Below are 19,971 nucleotides of genomic sequence, written 5' to 3'. Positions count from 1 at the left end.
TTTGACGCACGACCCATTTGATTGCTCTTCAAACGAGGCAAATAAAAAGACCCGCGGGACAAACGGGTCTTTTTTCTTAGGAGAATGATAAGGGTATGGATCGCCGAGATTGGCGTGGTGGGTTTGGCTTGCCTCTCTTAGCGGGGCGACGACTTTGATTGGCAAACATAATTTCTCGCTTTTTGTGTTAGGGACGATTTCTTTAAAGCATCACACGTGCCAACTTTCAAAATACAGGCGATGAGGAAATCAGCTCTCGTTTCATTTACGCCTAATCTTTGTTAGACGTGCTATTGTATAGTTTTTATTTATCAATGCTTTAAGTTGTTTGGTTAGACTGATATTGACCATCAGACGTTATCAATTAGAGCGCTGAAAAATAAATGACTGAGACTGAGTTGGTTTAAGTTGAATGCTTTCTTTAGTGGAACAAGCTTGTTGAAATAATATTTTTATCAATATGACTGTCGAATTGACAAAAAGCGCAGTCAAAAAGAGAAAATCAGATGAAATTGCACGGGAGAGGGGTACACTTGTTCTCTCAATTTGTCGGGAGTCTCATTTCTCTCGCGGTTTTCTAAGACCAAGGACGTCGTATGAACATAGATCTCAGTACGCTTGCGCCAACGCAGGTGTACCATTTGATGACTCAAACTGTCATTCCTCGCCCAATCGCTTGGGTGCTCACAGACTCAGGTGAGCAAAACTTCAACTTAGCGCCATTTTCCTACTTTACTGCGGTTTCTAGCCGTCCACCTTTATTGATGATTTCTGTGGGAAAAAAGCCCAATGGTGATATCAAAGACACCACGCGAAATGCATTAGAAACCGGTAAGTTGGTTATCCATATTGCACCCAGCGATCTCTCGGATAAAGTCACTTTATCTTCTGCCACATTAGAACATGGGGAATCTGAACTGGAGACGACTCAACTTGAGACGGTTGATTTCCAAGGTTTCGAATTACCACGCTTAGAGGGCGCGCCAATTGCATTCGGCTGTAAGTTGCATGAAGTGATAGAGATGGGGGAGACACCGCAAAGTTTAATCTTTGCAGAGATTGAACACATTTATGTCGATGAGCGGGTCATATCCATGGAGGGTGACCGTTTAAAAGTTGATGCCTTAGCTGTAGACCCATTAGCTCGATTAGGCGGTAATGAATACGCCACGTTAGAAAAAACTTTTTCTGTCGCTCGTCCAAAATAAAGAATAAGGAATCATCATCATGGATCGCTCTTTTGCCTCAGAAATTCAAGCTCGCATTGATAACAAAACCAAACCATTAGGCGCTCTTGGTTTGCTCGAAAAAGTGGCGCTAGAACTGGCGTTAATTCAAAGCCAAGATAAGCCTCAAGCGGTTGAAACAATAGAAATTCGCAAACCAACCATGTTGGTATTCGCTGGTGATCACGGTATCGCCGAAGAAGGGGTGAGCATTGCGCCAAGTGCCGTGACTCAACAAATGGTGGCGAATTTTCTCGCTGGTGGCGCCGCCATAAATTGTTTCTGCGATCTCAACCAAATTGACTTTAAGGTCATTGATTGTGGCATGTTGTCACCGATCGATACCTTAGTTCCTGACTTTAAAAACCATCCCAACCTGATTGAGAAACGTCTCGGAAATGGCACGGCAAACTTTGCTAAGCAAACGGCGATGTCGTTAGAGCAAGTTGCATTGGGTTTGGAATATGGTGCAAAGGTTGCGCAACAGGCGATCCTTAATGGCTCGAACTTGTTGATGTTTGGTGAGATGGGGATCGGCAATACCAGTTCGGCATCGGCATTGTTAACTGCGCTGAGTCCATTGGAAGTCGACCATTGCGTTGGCTATGGCACGGGCATTACTCAAGAGCAACTCAACCGCAAGATCAAGCTAGTCGCGCAAGGTGTGAATCGCTGTCGTGACCTTGATACCAAAGGAGCACTGGCTCAAGTCGGTGGCTTCGAAATCGTGCAAATGGTTGGCGCATTCTTAGAAGCGAAACGCAACAAAACGCCTGTTTTAGTCGACGGATTTATCGTATCTGTAGCCGCTTATGTCGCGACTCTATTAGATGAAGAGACGCGAGATTATATGTTGTTTGCTCATAACTCAGAAGAGAATGGGCACAAGTTTGTGCTGGAATGTTTGCAAGCGGAGCCTCTCTTAGATCTTGGACTGCGCTTAGGTGAAGGAACTGGAGCAGCGCTTGCTTTGCCACTCGTAAAAGCGGCGGCTCAGTTTTACAACAACATGGCGAGCTTTGAGAGTGCGGGAGTGACGGTTTAGTGTCTGCTTCTGATAATACACTCCATTCAGAGACTCGTTCTTTGCGTTATCAGAGTGAGCTTTTCTTGCTCGCCGTAAGTTTTTTTAGCCGTATACCTGTGCCCGCAGATTTACCTTACAGTGAAACGCGCATGAACCAAGCGGGGCGGTACTTTGCTTTGGTCGGCGTGTTGCTCGGGCTATTGTGCGCGGCTGTGTTTTCACTGGCGAGTCTGTTGTTCCCAAACTCAGTTGCCATTGTGTTGACCATGGCATTTAGCCTGCTGCTTACCGGCGCGTTCCATGAGGACGGTTTAACGGATATGGCGGATGGTATTGGCGGTGGCATGACGTTAGAGCGCCGCTTAACCATCATGAAGGACAGCCGCATCGGGACGTACGGAGCTGCAACGCTAATGATGGCGCTGTTAGCGAAGTTTGTATTTTGGAGCGAGTTAGCCAATGAGCCTCAGTTTTGGCTGATGATCGTTGTGGCGTACACCGTGAGCCGAGCGCTGGCTGCTACTCTCATATATGACATGCCTTACGTTAGTGACGCGGATACCTCGAAAAGTAAACCGTTAGCGAATAAGCAATCGAGCTTAGAAGTCACGATACTGCTCTTAACTGGTGGGGTTGTCACGTTGTTACTGGGTGTGACTCAGGCTGCTGTGATTGTATTGGTATTGGCACTGTTTCGTGTCGGCTTTAAACGCTGGCTGACCAAACGTATCGGCGGATTTACTGGCGACTGCCTTGGTGCTGCGCAGCAGCTTGCAGAGTTGCTTGTTTATCTCACTCTTATCGCATTTAGTCATTCATTATGAAGCAACTTATTCTAGGTGGTGCGCGCTCAGGAAAGTCGAGCTTAGCAGAGAGCAGGGCGCAACAATGGGCACAAAATAAAAACGGAACGCTTCACTACGTTGCGACGGCATTGCCTTTTGATGACGAGATGAGGCAGCGCATTGCTCACCATAAACAGCAGCGAGGGGCTGGGTGGATTGAACATGAATGTCCGCGTAACTTGCCAGAGCTCATTTGTGAGTTTTCGTCTCAAGATGTTGTGTTAGTTGACTGCCTTACGCTTTGGCTCAACAACTGGATCTTTGAACTCGGTGATGACTGCTGTAATGAGCGGTTAGAGGAACAAATTGAGTTGTTGGTGAATGCGGCAGCACAAGCTGAAGCGACGCTGATTTTTGTCTCTAATGAAGTCGGGATGGGCATTGTGCCGCTCGGCACCGTCAGTCGTTACTTTGTTGATAATGCGGGACGGATGAATCAAAAACTGGCGACCGTATGTGAGCGAGTCACGTTTGTCGCTGCGGGCTTGCCACTTGAGCTCAAACCACAGGAAGGGAAGAGATGAAAATATTGAATATCTACTTACTGCGACACGGAAGAGTGAACGCAGCCCCAGGTTTACACGGACAAGCCGATTTAAAAGTCGATGAAGCTGAGCAGCGCAAAATTGCCCAAGCCTGGCAACAAACGGGTCGAGAAGTAGAAGGGATCATCAGCTCTCCTTTGTCACGTTGTCACGACCTTGCTGAGATACTTGCTGAGCAGCAACTTTTACCTTTAAGTGTGGAACCTCAACTTAAAGAATTGGATTTTGGTGATTTCGACGGCATCCCATTTGACATGCTTTCTGAGCACTGGAATAAGCTCGATGCATTTTGGAAAGCACCGGCACAATACACCTTACCGAATGCTGAGAGCTTGGATGATTTCTCTCATCGTGTAACTTGTGCTTGGTCTCAAATCATTAATGATATCAATGACAACTTGCTAATTGTCACGCATGGTGGCGTAATTAGAATGATTCTTGCCCATGTATTGGGTGTAGATTGGCGCAATCCGCGATGGTATTCGACATTAGCGATAGGAAATGCGTCAGTAACACATATAACAATTACCATCGATGATCAGATTTACGCCTCAATTCGTTCGATAGGCGTACCACTATTTGAAAATTAGTCACGGAAGTAGCCAACGCTTGGATCTCTACCGAGTTTAAGAGAGAAAAGAGTTGGCTCGATTACATCAAAAGGAACCATAAATGACCGCTCCTAGCTGGGATTTATCCATCGTTTATAACGATCTCGCTGACCCACGAATTCAAGATGACATTGCCCTTGTAGAGCAATGCATTGACCTACTCAATAAACAGTCTGCCGATTGTAACTCTGTTGAAGTGATGCAAAACGCAATCTTAACCAGCGAGGCGGCAAGCCGTTTGGCTGGCACTATTGCGAACTTCGCTAACTGTTACGCCTCAGTGGATGCGACAAATGCAGAGGCGAAAGCACTGCTAGGTCGTATGACGCGTATTTTCTCTGAGCTTTCTCAAGCTTACAGTGCGTTTGAGCTTAAATTGACTCACGCTGATGAAGAGTTCATTACTCGCGTTTTGGATCATGAAAATCCAGACATCAGTGGTCAGGCGTTTTCAATCCTGAACTCTCGCAAACTGGCTGACACACGTTTAAGCACCGAAGAAGAAAAGCTGTTAGCGGCGATGAGCGTGGATGGAAAATCTGCGTGGGGTAAGTTATACAACAACCTCACGGGCTCTTTGAAAGTGAAGCTTGACTACGCTGATGGTGAAAGTGAAGAGCTTGGCTTCTCGCAAGCAGCAAGCATTCTTTACGGCTCTGAATTTGATCGCCAAGAAGCTGCATGGCGTGGTGTTCAGAAGGCGATGTCGACACACCAAGAGTCTTTTGCCTCTATCCTTAACGCGCTTTCAGGTTGGCGTTTAACAGAGAACAAAAAGCGTTCTACTAAACGTGATGTTCATTTCCTTGATCCAAGCTTACATGGCAGCCGAATCAAAGCCGAAACATTGGATGCCATGATGAAAGTGGCTAAAGACAGCCGTGAGATTGGTCAAAAAGCCGGTTTGCTAATGGCGAAGGTCTACGGTCTGGATGAGATGAAACCGTGGAATCATCTTGCTGCGATGCATGCTTTGAGTGGTGAAGCGAAAGTTTACCCTTTCGATGAAGCAATCGACGTCATTTGTGAAGCGTTTGAAACCGTGAATCCAGACATGTCCGAGTTTGTCCGCATGATGGTACAAAACGGCTGGATTGATGCTGCGCCTAATGCCAATAAACGCCTTGGTGCATACTGTACTAAGCTGCCGGCGACGCGTACGCCGCTCGTGTTTATGACGTGGAGTGGTAGCCGCTCAGACCTGATGACGCTTGCTCATGAGCTTGGTCACGCATTCCACAACTGGGTGATTCGTGATTTGCCGCTTTGCCAAACATACTACCCGATGACGTTGGCAGAAACTGCCTCGATTTTCGCTGAAAACATCGTTCGTGATCATCTAATTTCAAAAGCAGAAAGCGTGGATGATAAGCTCGAAATGCTGTGGGAAGAGCTCTCCTCGGCGTTAGCGCTGATGATCAATATTCCAGTTCGTTACGAATTCGAAAAAGCCTTCTACGAGCGTCGCCAAGAGGGCGAACTGACAGCAGATGACTTCTGTGAGCTGATGTCAGAAACGTGGAAAGATTGGTATGGGGATGTGATGAGCGAGGCTGACCCTTATTTCTGGGCGAGCAAACTGCACTTCTCCATTTCTGGGGTGAGCTTCTACAACTACCCATATCTGTTCGGTTTCTTGTTCAGTAAAGGTATCTACGCTCAACGTGATGCAAAAGGGGAGCGTTTCTACGACGATTACGTAGAACTATTGCGCGACACTGGCAACATGATGGCTGAAGAGGTTGTCGAAAAGCATCTTTCAATGGATCTGACGCAACCGGAATTCTGGCAGCAGAGTGTGGAGCTAGTTCGTGACAAAGTAGACGAATTTGAACGTTTACTCGCACAACGTGGTGAATAAACGCTAAAAGTTGATCAAATCATAATGATCTTCTTTAGGGTTGTGGTAAAGTTCACAGCCCTAACACTTTGTAATTGTTTAAAAAATAAACGCCTCAATGCTTGATTTGAGTGCATGGCGCGAAAAGGTATGGGATTTTAAATAAATTTGGTGGCTTCTACTCATAAGTGGGATCGCAACAACAAAAATCCTTTGTACAATTTATTAACATACCCGCCGTGCTATTAAGGAGTAACGCATGACGAAGTCTCTCTTTCGCCAATCGTTTTTAACTGACACGTTAGATGTTCATATTGATGTCGCGCCAGCGGAGCAGGTGCTGTCTAATGGTGTAAAACTTAAACTCTATCAGCGTGGTGTGCTAGAAGTGATTCCTGACGAATACACTCAGGAAACAAAGAACGTCATCATCTCTTGTGGTGTCCACGGGGATGAAACCGCACCGATGGAGCTGGTGGATTCAGTTATCAAAGACATCGAATCTGGCTTCCAGAAAGTCGAGGCTCGATGCTTATTCATTATCGCTCACCCAGAATCGACTCTGGCGCACACGCGATTTTTAGAAGAAAACCTTAACCGACTGTTTGATGAGAAAGAGCACGAGCCGACCAAAGAGCTTGCGATTGCTGATACCCTCAAATTGTTAGTCAGAGATTTCTATCAAGATACTGCAGCGGAAACACGCTGGCACTTAGATTTGCACTGTGCGATCCGTGATTCAAAGCACTACACCTTTGCGGTGAGTCCGAAAACGCGTCATCCTGTTCGCAGCAAAGCTTTGATTGATTTTCTCGACAGTGCACATATTGAAGCGGTTTTACTGTCTAACTCGCCAACCAGCACATTCAGCTGGTTCAGTGCAGAGAACTACGGCGCTCAAGCTTTGACGATGGAACTGGGTCGTGTGGCTCGCATTGGTGAAAACGACTTAGATAAACTGACAGCATTCGATTTGTCACTGCGTAACCTAATTGCAGAGGCGAAAGCGGAGCACTTGTCTAAGCCATGTATCAAGTACCGTGTTAGTCGTACGATTGTGCGCTTGCACGAAGATTTCGATTTCATGTTTGATGACAACGTCGAGAACTTCACCTCATTCGTTCACGGCGAAGTGTTTGGTCACGATGGTGACAAACCATTGATGGCGAAGAACGATAACGAAGCCGTTGTTTTCCCAAACCGCCACGTCGCGATCGGTCAACGCGCAGCATTAATGGTGTGTGAAGTGAAAACGCGCTACGAAGATGGCGAGTTAGTCTACGATTAATGCCATATCGCTTTAATTTCGGCGAATAAAGCGTAAGAACACATTTGCAATTTACCGAGGCTTAACTGTAAGGTTAAGCCTCGTTTGTATTTATCGGCTACTATGGATTTTCAACAACTTATCCTGAACAAGGAACGACGCTGGCAACGCAATCTTTTGATCATGTCAGTGATTCTCGTGCTGCTCTCTGCTATCCACTTGATGGTCGGAGAGGTATTCCTTTCTCCTTTTCAGTCTCTCTCTGCATTTGAACAAAAACTCTTGTTGGATTTACGCCTGCCACGTTTGGTTTCTGCCGCCATTATCGGGGCAGCATTGGCGGTCTCTGGTGCTACCTTACAAGTTCTACTCGGGAACGTATTAGCCGAACCCGGCGTTCTCGGGATCTCCGGTGGCGCGAGCTTGGCAATGGTGCTCGTCATGTTTGCCTTGCCAGTTTTACCTTCTCCGATGATCTTTATGTTGGCTGCCATTGCCGGTTCGATGTTGTTTACCGTCATATTGGTTGGTATCGCAAGGGCAATGCATCTCACTACTGCAAGGCTGCTGCTCGTCGGCGTTGCACTGGGTATTTTGTCGAGCGCCATTGTGACGTGGGCATTCTACTTTAGCGATGACTTAAGCCTACGTCAGTTAATGTACTGGCTAATGGGCAGCATTGGTGGTGCAAGTTGGTATCAACACACCGTCACTTTGGTCATGCTACCTGTGCTGATTTGGCTCTGCTGCAAGGGCAAACCGCTTGATAAGTTGATGCTAGGGGAAATCCATGCCACTCAACTGGGTATTGATGTTCATCAGATGCGCTGGAAACTCATTTTGGCAATCTCCGTACTTGTTGGTGGTTCCGTTGCGTTGGGTGGGATCATTAGCTTTGTGGGCCTAGTCGTGCCGCATTTGCTTCGATTAGCGTTTGGTACAGAAAATCGTTACCTGTTGCCTCTTTCTGCGATATCTGGCGCAGCCTTATTGGTGTTTGCTGATATCGGCGCACGTTTGTTGCTCGATTCTGCTGAGCTGCCGCTTGGAGTGATGACCACTTCTATCGGCGCACCTATCTTCATTTGGATGCTGGTGAAAAGTCATGATGCACGTTAAGCACATTGCAGTTGGAAGTCGACTGCTACCGCTCTCCTTTGAATGTAAGCCGGGTGAGGTTGTTCATGTCGTGGGTCCAAACGGCTCAGGAAAGAGTACATTGCTTGGTGCGATATCTGGCACCTTAACTCAGCGTGAAGGCGTGAGTGGGGAAGTACTTGTCGACAATAACGACCTGCTCACAATGCCACTTTCAGAACAAGCGCATATCCGCGGGTATTTGTGTCAGCAATCAAGGCCCGCATTCAATGTTGATGTCTTTCAATACTTAGCACTTTCATTGCCTATGGGTGCCAATATCAGCGATGACAAAGTAAGAGATGCTGTTAATATCGTTATTGAACTGGTGCAACTGCAAGACAAGCTTCATCGAAGTATTCAGACATTATCCGGCGGTGAATGGCAACGTGTCCGTCTAGCCGGAGTGTGTTTGCAAGTGTGGCGTACGATTAACCCTTACTCTCAGTTATTGATTTTGGATGAACCCGCAGCGCCGCTCGATATTGCCCAAGAAGGACTGCTATATCAGCTCATTAATGCCGTCGCTGCGCAAGGTATTGGGGTGTTGGTCGCAAACCACGACCTAAACCGAACGCTTAGGCATGCTGACAAGGTACTGCTGCTCAATAACGGCGTATTGCATTCTTCCGGTAACGCCGACGAAGTGCTATCAGAAGAAGGATTAGCTGAGGTGTTCCAAACTCAAGTTAAGAAGGTCTTGGTAGAAGAAAGGCCGTATCTAATTTTTGATTAGTATCCTAAAGAAATACAGAGCATCCAGATGCCAAGCGTTTATTTGTAGTGAGACTAAAACAGAGGCATCTGATGTGGATGGGGCTTCTTGACATCTAATGGGTTATCGACATTCTGAAAATACTCCACCCAAGCTTTATTACTTCTCGGGAACTCTCGTCTGAGGGCTTTTTTAACGTGTTTACGCGTACTGACCAAATCTCCCGTCAACGTTTGGTTGTGATATCCCATTTCAACAACTTGGAACTGGCTATCTGCTAGACAGTAAATCAGAAAACCGCGATCTCTTTTGTAAGTCTTAAACTCTACCGCTTCTTTAGGCTGCAATTCTTTGAGCTGTTTTTCGACTAACGGCAACACTTGAGATATATGAATCATAGGTAATCCACGATATGGTAATTAAGATTAGGTTATCAGAGAGATAGACCTCAGAAATATCAATAAATACTGAACAGGTGTTTAGTGGCGTTAAAAGCATGGATTTAGCTTCATTGACCAGAGATTCAATGAAGCTTAACTTTTAAGTAATCAGGCTCTGAGAGGACATAAAAAAGCGCCCACAATATCGAGTATTGTGGGCGCTGAATTTTATCTGTAGTGCCTAATCGACGACTTACTGTGTAAGTGGCTTGAGGTCTGCAGGGCGGTAGTAAACTGATTTTAGGACCTTGCCTTTACGTACCGTTTTGCCTTCAGATACAAAATCTTCTGCGCATTTCGCAATGATGTATTCGCCTTTTTGAACCGCCATCAGCTTGATGCCTTGTTCAGCATAGAACGCTTCTGTTTCTGCGTATTCTTGTTCGTTGCGACACACTTTGCTCATGTTGCTTGAGTGCACTTCGTCCCAGCAAGGGATAAAGTTGATACCACGGTTCACCGCTACGTTAAGCAGTAGATCGATCAGGTAGCTGATCGCTAGGTTATCTTCAACTTTGCTGTCACCAAGGTGTACTAGACGACCCATTAGAACGTAAACGCTGTCAATGATTGCGTCTGCTTGCTCTGTTTTGCAATCCGCTTCCGCTAGTTCAGTAAGCTCTTCGATCGCAAGAGAAGTGTGTAGCGTATCTGCTTGTGCGTCTAGGCTTGCAACATCCGCCACTGGTAGGTCGAAAGTGCTACGGAACTCGGTGATGTCACGGTATAGGTGATCAAAAATCTCTTGGGTTAGCTTTGACAGTTGCATTCTAATGTCCATTGAATCGATTGAAGTCGCAATCATATCAAACCGAACTTTAATCCCCAAGTGATCCCATTCTAACTGGTTAGAAATCTGTCTCTTGGGGAGTGAGTTTTAACGGAATAGGTAAGGGAAGAGCTTCTTACGTTCTTCTTCTGAAAGCGCTGAGACACGTGCGATGTTAGTATCTGGAATGGACTCTGGATCAGGGTAGTGCTTAAGTACCTTTTCCATGCTCTCTTCACGGATCAAATGAAACACTGGGTATGGAGAGCGATTCGTCAGGTTTTCATCATCTTCTGGTTCTGCACCGCCAAAGCAGTAATCAGGATAGAAGGTGGCAACTTGGAAAATGCCTTCCCAATCTTGCTGTTTGATCAAGCCTTCAACCCAATCAATGAAGAAGTTGTAATCCCAGAAATCTTGCAGCATGTTTGGAACCACAACCAAGGTTGTCTCCAGTTTTTCTGGCTCGGTATTACTGAGTTCGATCAATTGCAGCAAAATGTCTTCAAGTAGAGCTTCTTCTTGCGAGGCTTCACTCACGAAAATTTTGATTTGTTTATTGCGCTGAGGCTTAGCGGCGAACGGGCAGAGATTTAACCCGATCACGACATCATTGAGCCATTGATCGACTTGCTCTGTGATCGCATTGATATCGGTGTTTGGTGATTCTTGTGTTGAGCGCGTTGGCATACGACTTTCTTGCTTTTATGAATGTGGCGCAAGCATAGCAGACCAGCGCCACAACATAAAACCAATAAGGCTTAACGCTTCATTAAGCCGTTATGTCTGCGTTATCGCCAGCGTCGATTCGCTCTGTGATGTGTTTTAAGAATGCGATAGCAGCGAACATGGCAATGTACAGTGAACTGCCACCGATGAGTACACTCGACCAACCGCCGTTTTGCCAGCAATAGAGCAATAGGAATCCACCTAAACTGCCGCCAATATAGTAATGCACGAGATACAATGCGGTCGCCGTCGCTTTTGCTTGTGTTGCGTTTTGTCCAACCCAACCGTAGGCGAGCGTGTGAGTGAAGAACGCACCGAAGCTGATCAATAACAAACCTGTCAACATTGCAGGTATGCTTTCAATTACTGCGATCCACATGCCAGCCATACTGACGATAGAGCCTAAAAACATGCCAAGTATCGGTGAAAAGCGTTTACTCCAATGTCCGGCACAACGGGAAGAAAACGTACCACCTAGGTAGCAAACAAATATGAGAGAAGCTAACCCGACAGGCACATTATGTGGCGCACTGACTAAGCGGAAACCCATTACCGAATAGAGGTTGACGAACAATGCAAAGTTCAAACCGCCAATCAGCATAGCGAACCACACACGTTGATTTTTGAAGTGTCCGATAATAGCTTTATTGTGGTGCCTTAAACTGCTCGAAGAAGGAGTAAAGTTTTTCTGTTTTGGTAGCAAGTAATGCACGCTGACCACACCGATAAGGGTGAATAGCATCATAACTTCGATGGCGACATCGATGCTGAAGTTGTCTGCCAGCAAACCTCCGCTGATACGTCCTGCGATCCCTCCCAATGAATTGGCTGCGATATAAGTACCGATCGCCATTGAAAATGCGTGTTTATCTAGCTCTTCCGCCATATAAGCAACGGCAACAGCAGCAAACGCGGCAAGCGCAACACCGATCAAAGCGCGACAAACCACTAAGAACAAAAACGAATCGCCAAGCAGCATTAATGCAGAAATTGCAGGGATCGAAAACAGACCAAACATCATTACAGGTTTGCGCCCAATCGATTCAGAGAGCACAGCCATCGGGACCAAGCTAAAGGAGAGAGCCAGTGTGGTGGCGGCGAATAGCCAGTTGACCTGCGTTTCCGAGATCTGAAAGTGCGCCGCAAAGCTTGGCAGCATCGGCTGAAGGAGATATAGGTTCGAGAAAACTAAAAACGAGCCGAGTGCCAGAGATAGCGTAATGCGTTTGTATTCCGGAGTGCCGAAACTGACCATGAGTCCTGCCTAATGCGAGCGAGCAAATATAAAGAAACTGTGATCAATCTATCAGTTAGTTGTGGATTGAAAAAATATATTAAAAATATGGTTGGTATATATTTTTGATCTAATGGAATCGAAACAACTTAAACACTTTTTGGCGGTCGCGGAACACGGCAACATTACTCATGCAGCTAAGGCTTTGCACATTGCTCAGCCAGCGTTAAGTATTTCAATTAAGAAGTTCGAACAGTCTCTTGGCGTGACGCTGTTTCGCCGAGAAGAAAAGAAAATCAGCTTAACCAAAGAAGGGGAAACCTTGTTGGTTCACGCTAAGCGAGTAATTCAGCAGTTACACGATGCGCAGTTAGCAATTGATGAACTCAAAGGTTTAGCCAAAGGGGAAGTGCGCCTTGGTACGCCTTCAATGATGGGCAGTTATTTTTTCCCTCGAATTGTCATGGCGTTTAAGAGCCAGTATCCAGATTTAAAGCTGACGCTGGTGGAGGCGGGAACTCAGTCTATTCGTCGAATGTTACTTAATGGTCAGCTCGATATTGGCGTGATCAGCTGTGACGATGTACCAGACGACTTAGAAACTGACCATTTGTTTACTAGCCAAATGGTTGCCGTCGTGGCTCCGGAACATGACTTAGCTCAGCGTGATGCCATCACATTTGATCAGTTTTTCGAGCATGATTTGGTGATGTTCCAACATGGCTACTTCCACCGAGAATTCTTAGACCACGTCAGCGAAGAGCATGGCTTTACGATGAAGTCCTCATTCGAAACCAACTTGCTGCCGCTCATTCTGAGTATCGTTAAACAAGAATTTGCTATTACTGCGCTCCTAGAATTGGTGACACAACATGAGCAAGGTGTAGTGGGTATTCCATTTGAACCGAGCGTTAAGCTCGACCTTGCACTTGCGTGGCGAAAACAAGGCTATCTATCCATCGCCGACCGTACTTTTATTGACTTTGTGAAGCGGTATGTTTGATTTGCATCCAATTAAAACCAAACTGTTCAATGGAAAGCCTCCCTTTAATTGGGAGGCTTTTCCTTTTATGCAGTTATCTCTTTCTCATTAAGTGGTATCAATACCCCAAGAGCCACCATGGCAGCGCCGCCAATTACGGTGAATAATACTCGCTGGGAAAAGATCAACTCAGCCATTTCCGGATTAAAAGGACCTACCGATACAGTAAGAATAAGCAGCATGATACAAGCCGTGGCAATGGTGTAGTTGTGTTCGAGATACACAAGGATGCCGTAAAGCGAAGCGATGACCAAAACCCACATGGTTATTGTCATTGCCATGTCGGAGTTGAACGAGCCCAATAGCAATCCCACAGGCAAATAAACTAATGCGCCAAGCAAGGTTCCGTTCAAACGTTGCCAAGCTTTCGGTGCTAAATCTTTGCTGAACGGGCTGTGGATCATCATAAATAGGTAAGCACCTAAAACGGCTCCTGTGCCACCCCATATACCTAGCGACAGCACCAAGCCAATCCCAAGCGCTTTGCGGCTGGAGTACTTGAGATCAGCACGACCAATTTTATGTGTGGTGCTCATCGAGCCATTCTGGGTGTTGGCGTTTGTCCAAACCAACGTACTAGCAATGATCGCAACAGTGATGCCAAGCACAACCGATACTGAACGTTGAAGCATAAGTTCTGTGGCTGGGATATCTACCGGCATCATCATCGATAACAACATAAACGTCAGCGGCAGAATGTACTTTGGTACTCCTTGGTGGTGTTTATCGCGCTCTGTTATGACGAGCAAGAAGGCAAACAGCGCACTAGTAAAAGGTGCATAAGTGATAGGTACCATGGAAAGTGGTACCGCAACTAATGTCATGACCAAAGGATGGAGGCTACCTAGTAGGGTGTCTTTTGTCGTACTGAATTTGAGATTGTATAGGTAGTGGATGATTCCCACTTCCACCGCCACAAAAGCTTCTCCGACATCATAAAAATACGCGCTGATGATAAGAAGCACGATAGAAAGCAAAAACATGCGGTTGCCTAGCACAAGGTAGGGCTTTGGTGGAATGAATTTTTGAGCGAGTGAATCGAGCATGGCGTATTTCCCATCCTTCAGTGAATAACAATATGAAAGGTATGAGATTACCAATTTGATGAAGTATTCATTGCCAGTTTGCGACAATAGTGATGAAAGCTTGAGCAACATAAAGTGCCCAAGCTTAATGCGACTACGCGGTCTTCTTGTCGCGAGATTCGAAGAAATAGGTCACAAATACCATGTAGGCAACGACCAACACTAACTGCCATATCCGAACGTAAAACTTATCGTCTAGCGCACCGCTGCTCATGGAGGTACCCATTAACACCATAAAGCCCGTAAATGCAGTGGCGTAGACTGGGGCTTTGGCGGGCTCGGTGTAAATCTTGGTCCCAAGTAACGTAATAACCACCAACATCACTAGCATGTAGATGTACATATTTGGCACCAGAGAAATGGTAACGAATGCGGCGAAAGCGAGTAGTCCTCCTAACACATTACTGATAACAAAAAACAATGATGTTTTGCCCGCTTTGTCGCTGGTTGCCATCAGAGAAAGCAGCATGACAAACGCAACCGTGAGTAATATTTGTGACAGTTGGAAATAGAAATAAAAGCAAACTAAAGGAAACGACATCATCCAAGCTCGAATCGCAGCATTCCAACGAACTTCTTTGCTTATGGGGGAAGGGGGGAAGCCAGCAAATTCAGTCGCATCCTCTTCTGGGAAGTAAACATGCGACATCCCGTAAAGCGCTACGGCGACGATACCAGAAAACGCAAAACCGATGCCCACGTCTAACGCGGCTTGCTTGTCGATGATGGTAACCGATGGAATCAAAATCAGGGCAATCATTAAGAAAGTGGCAAACATTACCCATTTTGGATCGGTAAATAGGTAATAGCTCCACAACATGCCCAACGAAAGTACAGCCAAAAAACCTATTTTGTACTCTGGCAAGCCGCTCGATACCAAAAAGCCAATGACCGCGGTGGAGATCAACGCATAGCCAAGTTGTTTGACATGCAGAATATGAAATTGCGGTTTATCGACGATGAATTTTGCCGTCAAAAGAGGCGTACAAAATGCCAAAGGCCAGTTAAACCATAACGCGATAAAAGTAGCCAAACCTACAGTGACAACATAGCGCAGTATTCGACGTTCTTGTGCTTGGGTCAGACTATCTAACATAAGAGAACACGCTCACTAGGTTGATCCAAATCTTGCCCAGAAAGTTAAATAGAGCATTGCTCTCGGTGTAGATCACCACATCTGCTTGTCCACCGATGCGCATGAAGTCAGCTGCATGTTTATCATCGAGCTTAATGGTCACGGGCATACGCTGTGTATCGCGAAGCCAACCATTTTGATTTTTTACGGTGGCTAAGGTGCCTGGCTGATTATTCGCGCCCCATGCAACCCCTAAATCTACAGAAGATACTGTGCCAAAGAAGGTTTGCCCTGGAGCATAATCGAGCGCAATTTCAACTTTATCTCCGGCGTTAATATTGCCCATGCTGTTTTCGCGGAAGAACGCTTCAAGCCATAAGCCGTCGCTTTCAACAAACGTCATCAAGGGAGAACCTGCCGTGGCATAAGCGCCTTGCGACAAATTAAAATTGGTCACAGCGCCATCAGAAGGTGCTCGCATTGTCGTGCGTGATAAGTTCAGTTGCGCTTGTTGCAGTTCCAGTAAAGCCGATTGGATCTGAGCATTCTCTTCACCTGCCGCTCCCACCTGAGCTTTTGCTTTTTCTAGATTCGCTTTGGCGTTAACGACATCGGCATTCGCTTGAGCAATGGCCGCGCGAGTAGTGTCTGCATCTGATTTTGAAACCACGCCTTTTTCTGCCATGGCTAAAACTCGCTGCCCTTGGCGTTTAGCATTTTCTTGTGCCACGAGCGCGGTGGTCAATTGAGCTTGTGCTGACATCACACCTGCCATTTGCGAGCCAACATTCTGTCCTGCGATTTTGAGCTTTGCTTCTGCTTGTTTGACCGCAATCTGGTGATCGGTGGTATTGATTTGCAGTAGCACATCGCCTTTTTTGACTTGGGTATTTGGCTTAATGCTGACGCTGTCTACTTGGCCAGAAACTTGTGGGATCAATGAGACGACATTGCCTTCCACGCGGACATTATCGGTCGTCGGAATGATGCGATCTGCCACAATCGCTGTACCAATGGACACCATAGTGAGTGCCAATAATGCATTGGTTGTGCGCTTGACCTTATTAACAGGTTGCGGCGTCTGGCTTACTTGGTTTTCTGCTGCTGTCTCTGACATATTCACACTCACTGATGGTAGAAAAGAACGGTCAGAGTTTATGAATGACGCAACATAAGGCGCGAATTAAACTGAGACCGATTGGCTTGAGTGTGAAAATACAGTGTGTGAGTAACTAAAAATTGCCATTACACGACATTTGCTAATTTGAATAATCGCTTGGTTGAGCAGAGGAGCGTAGATGCTCAGGCGAGATAAGGGTGGGGCAGATATAAAAAGAGCCTCTCTTTGGAGAAGCTCTTCAGTGTGGACTAAGTAACCGGGCAATTGGATTGGTTCGTCTCTTAGTTACTGTACATTTTTTCAAAGTTCTTTGGGTTCCAGCCAATCATGACTCGATCACCAATCTTCAGTACAGGCACAGAACGAGCACCCAGAGCATCGAGCTCTTTGCGACCGCGTTGCATCTTAGCGTTGCACAGACGGTAGTTAATATTTTTCGAATCAAGATAACGTTGAGCATCTTTGCAGTGCGGGCATTTGTCTTTGACGTAAAGAACGACACGTTTCATCCAATTTCTCTCCATTATCGTCGGGAGGCGAAGTTTAGCGAGGTTTCAAGGGAAAGAAAAGCTTGGTGAACTACACCGAACGACAAAGCCTGCTATCCATCCTTCAAAGTAAGGTGAGTAACGCCATCAAATTGAGTTTTAAAAATAAGGGTATGAATGCTGGTATAATTTAATGGTATGGAGTACACTAAAAATAATTACAGAACGATATTCATTTATACATCAGTAAAAAGGAAAAGTTAGATAGGCAGGAAGCCGATACAACAATGGAGAAAGACATGAAAAACAAAGGCTTCACTTTAATTGAGATGGTTGTGGTTATTGTACTGCTCGGTATTTTGGCAGTAACCGCGGCTCCGAGATTTTTAAACCTTCAAGATGATGCGCGAGATGCTACTCTGGAAGGTTACGCAGGTGCGTTGCTTGCTAGTATTGGAATTATTGCAGGCAAACATAAAATTGAGGGTGAACCGGATACCTTGGTTGTTGACGGTACAGAACTATCATTCTTTACCACAGAAGATGGCAAAACTCAGTTGTTTGAATACCCAACAGCGACAGATGTCGAGCAATGTATGGATATCTGGAACACCGCGGTTAATGGTATTAGAGCGAAAGGGGCTGATGCCAAAAAAGGTGAATTAAAGACGACTTTTGATCGTAATGAAGCCACTTGCTCTTATGCAGATTTACAACACGGCGCTGTGACATATAAATCTGGTACAGGGGATGTCCGCGTAGATAGCTAATAGCGACCTTCTAGGTTGGGTAGGGGCTTGAGATGCTCCTATCCAGCAAGTAACTCCTTTTTGAACTCTCCTCAATATGACTGCAAAAGCTGCGTAGGTACTGTGAACAATCAGATTGGTTATAACCTAAGATGAAACTCTTGCTTATCTCAGGTATATTTAGCGCCTTTCTTTTGTCATAGCAGACTTAATACGCATGCATCCGTCACTTCGATACATTCAAGGTTATCCGCAGAACATTGTCGAGCAAGTCAGTTCACTCATCGACAGCGGTAAACTGATGCCTTGGTTCGAAAAACGCTACCCAGATAGACACCAAATCAAAAGCGAAAAGGCACTCTACGAGTACGCAATAGCGATCAAAAACCGCTACATGAAGAAAGCCGCGCCAATTAGCAAAGTGGTATACGATAAGAAAATTCACGCCGTCAATAATGCACTTGGTTTGCATAGCGTGATCAGCCGTAACCATGGTGGCAAGCTAAAGTCTAAGAATGAGATTCGCATTGCGAACGTGTTTAAAGATGCACCTGAAGCGTTATTACGCATGCTGGTGGTGCATGAGTTGGCACATACTCGTGAGAAAAACCACGACAAAGCCTTTTACCAACTGTGCTGTTATATGGAACCTGAGTATCACCAACTCGAATTTGATGCTCGTCTGTTTATGATTTACCTCGATTTAAAAGCGAATTCGAATGAAGACCAATAATCACAACGCGAAACAAGCTCAGCCAAAATCGGCGAAGTCTAAGCCGAGCAAAGAAGCCACCAAGATCAAACCAAAGCGTGTGAAAAATAAACCGACAGCAAAAGCTGCAAAAAGCTCAGGTCTGAAAACTAACGCCGCCAACAAAAGCAGCGATGTGGAAGTGATCAAAATTGCTAAAAGTGGATTGTATGAACGGAATGCACATCGAGGTCGTTACGATTTCAAAAAACTAATCACAGCAGAGCCTCAGCTCAAATCATTTGTGATAAAGAATCCGAAAGGGGAAGACTCAATCAACTTCTCCGATCCAAAAGCCGTCAAGATGCTCAATAAAGCATTGCTGGCGGCGCACTATGATATTGAATATTGGGATATCCCTGATACTTACTTGTGCCCGCCAATTCCTGGGCGCGCGGATTACGTTCATCGTGCAGCCGAGTTGCTTGATGGTGAAGTAAAAGGCAAATATGCCCACCATAAAGTGCGAGCGCTTGATGTCGGTGTTGGAGCAAACTGTATTTACCCAATCGTAGGTGTGACTCAATACGGATGGCATTACACCGGTAGCGATGTTGATCCAAAATCGATTAAATCAGCACGAGTAATCACAGAACGTAATGCCTCGTTAAACGGTAAGATCGAACTCGTACAACAAACTAGTGAGTCCAATATTTACCGCGGTATTATCCAGCCAAACGATCGCTACGATATTACGACTTGTAACCCGCCATTCCATCGCTCTGCTGAAGAAGCCGCGATGGGCAGTCAGCGTAAGCTGGATAATTTAAAAGCGAATCAGCGTAAGAAGGGCGTGAAGGTTCAAGCTAATCAAGCGAAAACGCCGCAAGTAAAAGCCAATAAACCAGCGCTTAACTTTGGTGGCCAAAATGCTGAGTTATGGTGTGAAGGTGGTGAAGCTGCATTCATCCGTAAAATGGCGAACGAAAGCCAAGCATTCAGTGCACAAGTGCTTTGGTTTACCACGTTAATCTCAAAGAAAGACAATGTTCGTCCGATGCGTAAACAACTTGAAAAGTTGGGTGTAAAAGCGATCCGAATCGTGGAAATGAGCCAAGGACAAAAAGTCAGCCGTTTTATCGCTTGGTCCTACATGGACAAATCGCAGCGTAAAGCGTGGATTGAATTAAAGTAATTATTCACCGCATACTTTTCCAACCAATAAAAATAGCACCACTCTGTTGGTGCTATTTTTTAACAATAAGTTTATTAATTTAATATTTATAACAAATTTGGCTATTCTTCTGATTAATAGATTTGATTATAAGGGCTATCA

The 19,971-nt window shown here is 45.6% G+C and carries 21 protein-coding genes; 13 read left to right on the top strand and 8 right to left on the bottom strand.

Annotated features, from left to right (window positions below):
- Positions 1 to 596: 596 nt before the first annotated feature.
- The 9 genes from H735_RS05745 (at position 597) to btuD (ending at position 9,234) form a co-directional block, all read left to right on the top strand.
- Positions 597 to 1,208 (top strand): flavin reductase family protein, encoded by a 612-nt coding sequence (locus H735_RS05745; RefSeq protein ID WP_009705902.1) that lies wholly within the window; start codon positions 597 to 599, stop codon positions 1,206 to 1,208.
- Between the two features lie 19 nt (positions 1,209 to 1,227).
- Positions 1,228 to 2,271 (top strand): nicotinate-nucleotide--dimethylbenzimidazole phosphoribosyltransferase, encoded by a 1,044-nt coding sequence (gene cobT / locus H735_RS05740; protein WP_020197792.1) that lies wholly within the window; start codon positions 1,228 to 1,230, stop codon positions 2,269 to 2,271.
- Complete coding sequence (locus tag H735_RS05735; protein ID WP_027726831.1) at positions 2,271 to 3,077, top strand: adenosylcobinamide-GDP ribazoletransferase; 807 nt, start codon at positions 2,271 to 2,273, stop codon at positions 3,075 to 3,077. The genes cobT and H735_RS05735 overlap by 1 nt, the downstream gene beginning before the upstream one ends.
- Positions 3,074 to 3,622 (top strand): bifunctional adenosylcobinamide kinase/adenosylcobinamide-phosphate guanylyltransferase, encoded by a 549-nt coding sequence (gene cobU / locus H735_RS05730; RefSeq protein WP_020197790.1) that lies wholly within the window; start codon positions 3,074 to 3,076, stop codon positions 3,620 to 3,622. The genes H735_RS05735 and cobU overlap by 4 nt, the downstream gene beginning before the upstream one ends.
- Complete coding sequence (cobC, locus tag H735_RS05725) at positions 3,619 to 4,233, top strand: alpha-ribazole phosphatase (protein WP_020197789.1); 615 nt, start codon at positions 3,619 to 3,621, stop codon at positions 4,231 to 4,233. Before cobU ends, cobC begins: the two co-directional genes overlap by 4 nt.
- Positions 4,234 to 4,315: 82 nt before the next feature.
- Positions 4,316 to 6,115, top strand: a complete 1,800-nt coding sequence (locus H735_RS05720) for a M3 family oligoendopeptidase (protein WP_020197788.1) — start codon at positions 4,316 to 4,318, stop codon at positions 6,113 to 6,115.
- A 238-nt stretch (positions 6,116 to 6,353) separates the two neighbouring features.
- Complete coding sequence (locus H735_RS05715) at positions 6,354 to 7,382, top strand: succinylglutamate desuccinylase (protein WP_020197787.1); 1,029 nt, start codon at positions 6,354 to 6,356, stop codon at positions 7,380 to 7,382.
- Positions 7,383 to 7,484: 102 nt separating this feature from the next.
- Positions 7,485 to 8,480: a vitamin B12 ABC transporter permease BtuC gene (gene btuC / locus H735_RS05710; RefSeq protein WP_020197786.1), complete on the top strand. Its 996-nt coding sequence runs from the start codon at positions 7,485 to 7,487 to the stop codon at positions 8,478 to 8,480.
- Positions 8,467 to 9,234: a vitamin B12 ABC transporter ATP-binding protein BtuD gene (btuD, locus tag H735_RS05705; RefSeq protein ID WP_020197785.1), complete on the top strand. Its 768-nt coding sequence runs from the start codon at positions 8,467 to 8,469 to the stop codon at positions 9,232 to 9,234. Before btuC ends, btuD begins: the two co-directional genes overlap by 14 nt.
- Before the next feature lie 53 nt (positions 9,235 to 9,287).
- Here btuD and H735_RS05700 read toward each other — a convergent pair whose 3' ends face one another.
- From H735_RS05700 to H735_RS05685, 4 genes are all read right to left on the bottom strand, one after another.
- Positions 9,288 to 9,611, bottom strand: a complete 324-nt coding sequence (locus tag H735_RS05700) for a hypothetical protein (protein WP_020197784.1) — start codon at positions 9,609 to 9,611, stop codon at positions 9,288 to 9,290.
- Positions 9,612 to 9,846: 235 nt separating this feature from the next.
- Entirely contained in the window at positions 9,847 to 10,422 is a 576-nt protein-coding gene (locus H735_RS05695; protein ID WP_020197783.1) for a nucleoside triphosphate pyrophosphohydrolase family protein, read from the bottom strand.
- A 108-nt stretch (positions 10,423 to 10,530) separates the two neighbouring features.
- The gene (locus tag H735_RS05690) at positions 10,531 to 11,112 is read right to left on the bottom strand and encodes a DUF1415 domain-containing protein (RefSeq protein ID WP_020197782.1); all 582 of its coding nucleotides are present in this window, start codon (positions 11,110 to 11,112) and stop codon (positions 10,531 to 10,533) included.
- Positions 11,113 to 11,194: 82 nt separating this feature from the next.
- Positions 11,195 to 12,406 carry an MFS transporter gene (locus H735_RS05685; RefSeq protein WP_020197781.1) on the bottom strand — a complete coding sequence of 404 codons (1,212 nt, stop codon included), beginning with the start codon at positions 12,404 to 12,406 and terminating at the stop codon, positions 11,195 to 11,197.
- 112 nt (positions 12,407 to 12,518) lie between these two features.
- On the opposite strand from H735_RS05685, the gene H735_RS05680 reads away from it, so the two are divergent.
- Positions 12,519 to 13,388, top strand: a complete 870-nt coding sequence (locus H735_RS05680) for a LysR family transcriptional regulator (RefSeq protein ID WP_020197780.1) — start codon at positions 12,519 to 12,521, stop codon at positions 13,386 to 13,388.
- A gap of 65 nt (positions 13,389 to 13,453) precedes the next feature.
- Here the strand turns inward: H735_RS05680 and H735_RS05675 are convergent, their stop codons facing one another.
- From H735_RS05675 to H735_RS05660, 4 genes are all read right to left on the bottom strand, one after another.
- Positions 13,454 to 14,473: an FUSC family protein gene (locus H735_RS05675; RefSeq protein WP_020197779.1), complete on the bottom strand. Its 1,020-nt coding sequence runs from the start codon at positions 14,471 to 14,473 to the stop codon at positions 13,454 to 13,456.
- 133 nt (positions 14,474 to 14,606) lie between these two features.
- Positions 14,607 to 15,608, bottom strand: a complete 1,002-nt coding sequence (locus tag H735_RS05670; RefSeq protein WP_020197778.1) for a DUF2955 domain-containing protein — start codon at positions 15,606 to 15,608, stop codon at positions 14,607 to 14,609.
- Positions 15,598 to 16,704 (bottom strand): HlyD family secretion protein, encoded by a 1,107-nt coding sequence (locus H735_RS05665; protein WP_020197777.1) that lies wholly within the window; start codon positions 16,702 to 16,704, stop codon positions 15,598 to 15,600. Before H735_RS05665 ends, H735_RS05670 begins: the two co-directional genes overlap by 11 nt.
- 284 nt (positions 16,705 to 16,988) lie before the next feature.
- Positions 16,989 to 17,216: a glutaredoxin family protein gene (locus H735_RS05660; protein WP_005439862.1), complete on the bottom strand. Its 228-nt coding sequence runs from the start codon at positions 17,214 to 17,216 to the stop codon at positions 16,989 to 16,991.
- Between the two features lie 278 nt (positions 17,217 to 17,494).
- Here H735_RS05660 and H735_RS05655 point away from each other — a divergent pair, with 278 nt between their 5' ends.
- The 3 genes from H735_RS05655 (at position 17,495) to rlmF (ending at position 19,830) form a co-directional block, all read left to right on the top strand.
- Complete coding sequence (locus H735_RS05655; RefSeq protein ID WP_027726830.1) at positions 17,495 to 17,965, top strand: type II secretion system protein; 471 nt, start codon at positions 17,495 to 17,497, stop codon at positions 17,963 to 17,965.
- 196 nt (positions 17,966 to 18,161) lie between these two features.
- Positions 18,162 to 18,677 (top strand): M48 metallopeptidase family protein, encoded by a 516-nt coding sequence (locus tag H735_RS05650; RefSeq protein ID WP_020197775.1) that lies wholly within the window; start codon positions 18,162 to 18,164, stop codon positions 18,675 to 18,677.
- Positions 18,664 to 19,830, top strand: a complete 1,167-nt coding sequence (rlmF, locus tag H735_RS05645; protein WP_020197774.1) for a 23S rRNA (adenine(1618)-N(6))-methyltransferase RlmF — start codon at positions 18,664 to 18,666, stop codon at positions 19,828 to 19,830. The genes H735_RS05650 and rlmF overlap by 14 nt, the downstream gene beginning before the upstream one ends.
- Positions 19,831 to 19,971 lie beyond the last annotated feature (141 nt).

It is taken from the genome of Vibrio owensii CAIM 1854 = LMG 25443 (assembly GCF_000817815.1).
In the GTDB taxonomy this organism is placed as follows: Bacteria; Pseudomonadota; Gammaproteobacteria; order Enterobacterales; family Vibrionaceae; genus Vibrio; species Vibrio owensii.
Note: the sequence above shows the minus strand (reverse complement) of the source record. Positions and strands in the feature narration are given on the sequence as shown.

Excerpts from the sequence above, each read along its gene's own strand:
- H735_RS05745 (WP_009705902.1), top strand. The coding sequence starts at position 597 with ATGAACATAGATCTCAGTACGCTTGCGCCAACGCAGGTGTACCATTTG.
- cobT (WP_020197792.1), top strand. The coding sequence starts at position 1,228 with ATGGATCGCTCTTTTGCCTCAGAAATTCAAGCTCGCATTGATAACAAA.
- cobU (WP_020197790.1), top strand. The coding sequence starts at position 3,074 with ATGAAGCAACTTATTCTAGGTGGTGCGCGCTCAGGAAAGTCGAGCTTA.
- cobC (WP_020197789.1), top strand. The coding sequence starts at position 3,619 with ATGAAAATATTGAATATCTACTTACTGCGACACGGAAGAGTGAACGCA.
- H735_RS05720 (WP_020197788.1), top strand. The coding sequence starts at position 4,316 with ATGACCGCTCCTAGCTGGGATTTATCCATCGTTTATAACGATCTCGCT.
- H735_RS05715 (WP_020197787.1), top strand. The coding sequence starts at position 6,354 with ATGACGAAGTCTCTCTTTCGCCAATCGTTTTTAACTGACACGTTAGAT.
- btuC (WP_020197786.1), top strand. The coding sequence starts at position 7,485 with ATGGATTTTCAACAACTTATCCTGAACAAGGAACGACGCTGGCAACGC.
- btuD (WP_020197785.1), top strand. The coding sequence starts at position 8,467 with ATGATGCACGTTAAGCACATTGCAGTTGGAAGTCGACTGCTACCGCTC.
- H735_RS05700 (WP_020197784.1), bottom strand. The coding sequence starts at position 9,611 with ATGATTCATATATCTCAAGTGTTGCCGTTAGTCGAAAAACAGCTCAAA.
- H735_RS05695 (WP_020197783.1), bottom strand. The coding sequence starts at position 10,422 with ATGCAACTGTCAAAGCTAACCCAAGAGATTTTTGATCACCTATACCGT.
- H735_RS05690 (WP_020197782.1), bottom strand. The coding sequence starts at position 11,112 with ATGCCAACGCGCTCAACACAAGAATCACCAAACACCGATATCAATGCG.
- H735_RS05685 (WP_020197781.1), bottom strand. The coding sequence starts at position 12,406 with ATGGTCAGTTTCGGCACTCCGGAATACAAACGCATTACGCTATCTCTG.
- H735_RS05680 (WP_020197780.1), top strand. The coding sequence starts at position 12,519 with ATGGAATCGAAACAACTTAAACACTTTTTGGCGGTCGCGGAACACGGC.
- H735_RS05675 (WP_020197779.1), bottom strand. The coding sequence starts at position 14,473 with ATGCTCGATTCACTCGCTCAAAAATTCATTCCACCAAAGCCCTACCTT.
- H735_RS05670 (WP_020197778.1), bottom strand. The coding sequence starts at position 15,608 with ATGTTAGATAGTCTGACCCAAGCACAAGAACGTCGAATACTGCGCTAT.
- H735_RS05665 (WP_020197777.1), bottom strand. The coding sequence starts at position 16,704 with ATGTCAGAGACAGCAGCAGAAAACCAAGTAAGCCAGACGCCGCAACCT.
- H735_RS05660 (WP_005439862.1), bottom strand. The coding sequence starts at position 17,216 with ATGAAACGTGTCGTTCTTTACGTCAAAGACAAATGCCCGCACTGCAAA.
- H735_RS05655 (WP_027726830.1), top strand. The coding sequence starts at position 17,495 with ATGAAAAACAAAGGCTTCACTTTAATTGAGATGGTTGTGGTTATTGTA.
- H735_RS05650 (WP_020197775.1), top strand. The coding sequence starts at position 18,162 with ATGCATCCGTCACTTCGATACATTCAAGGTTATCCGCAGAACATTGTC.
- rlmF (WP_020197774.1), top strand. The coding sequence starts at position 18,664 with ATGAAGACCAATAATCACAACGCGAAACAAGCTCAGCCAAAATCGGCG.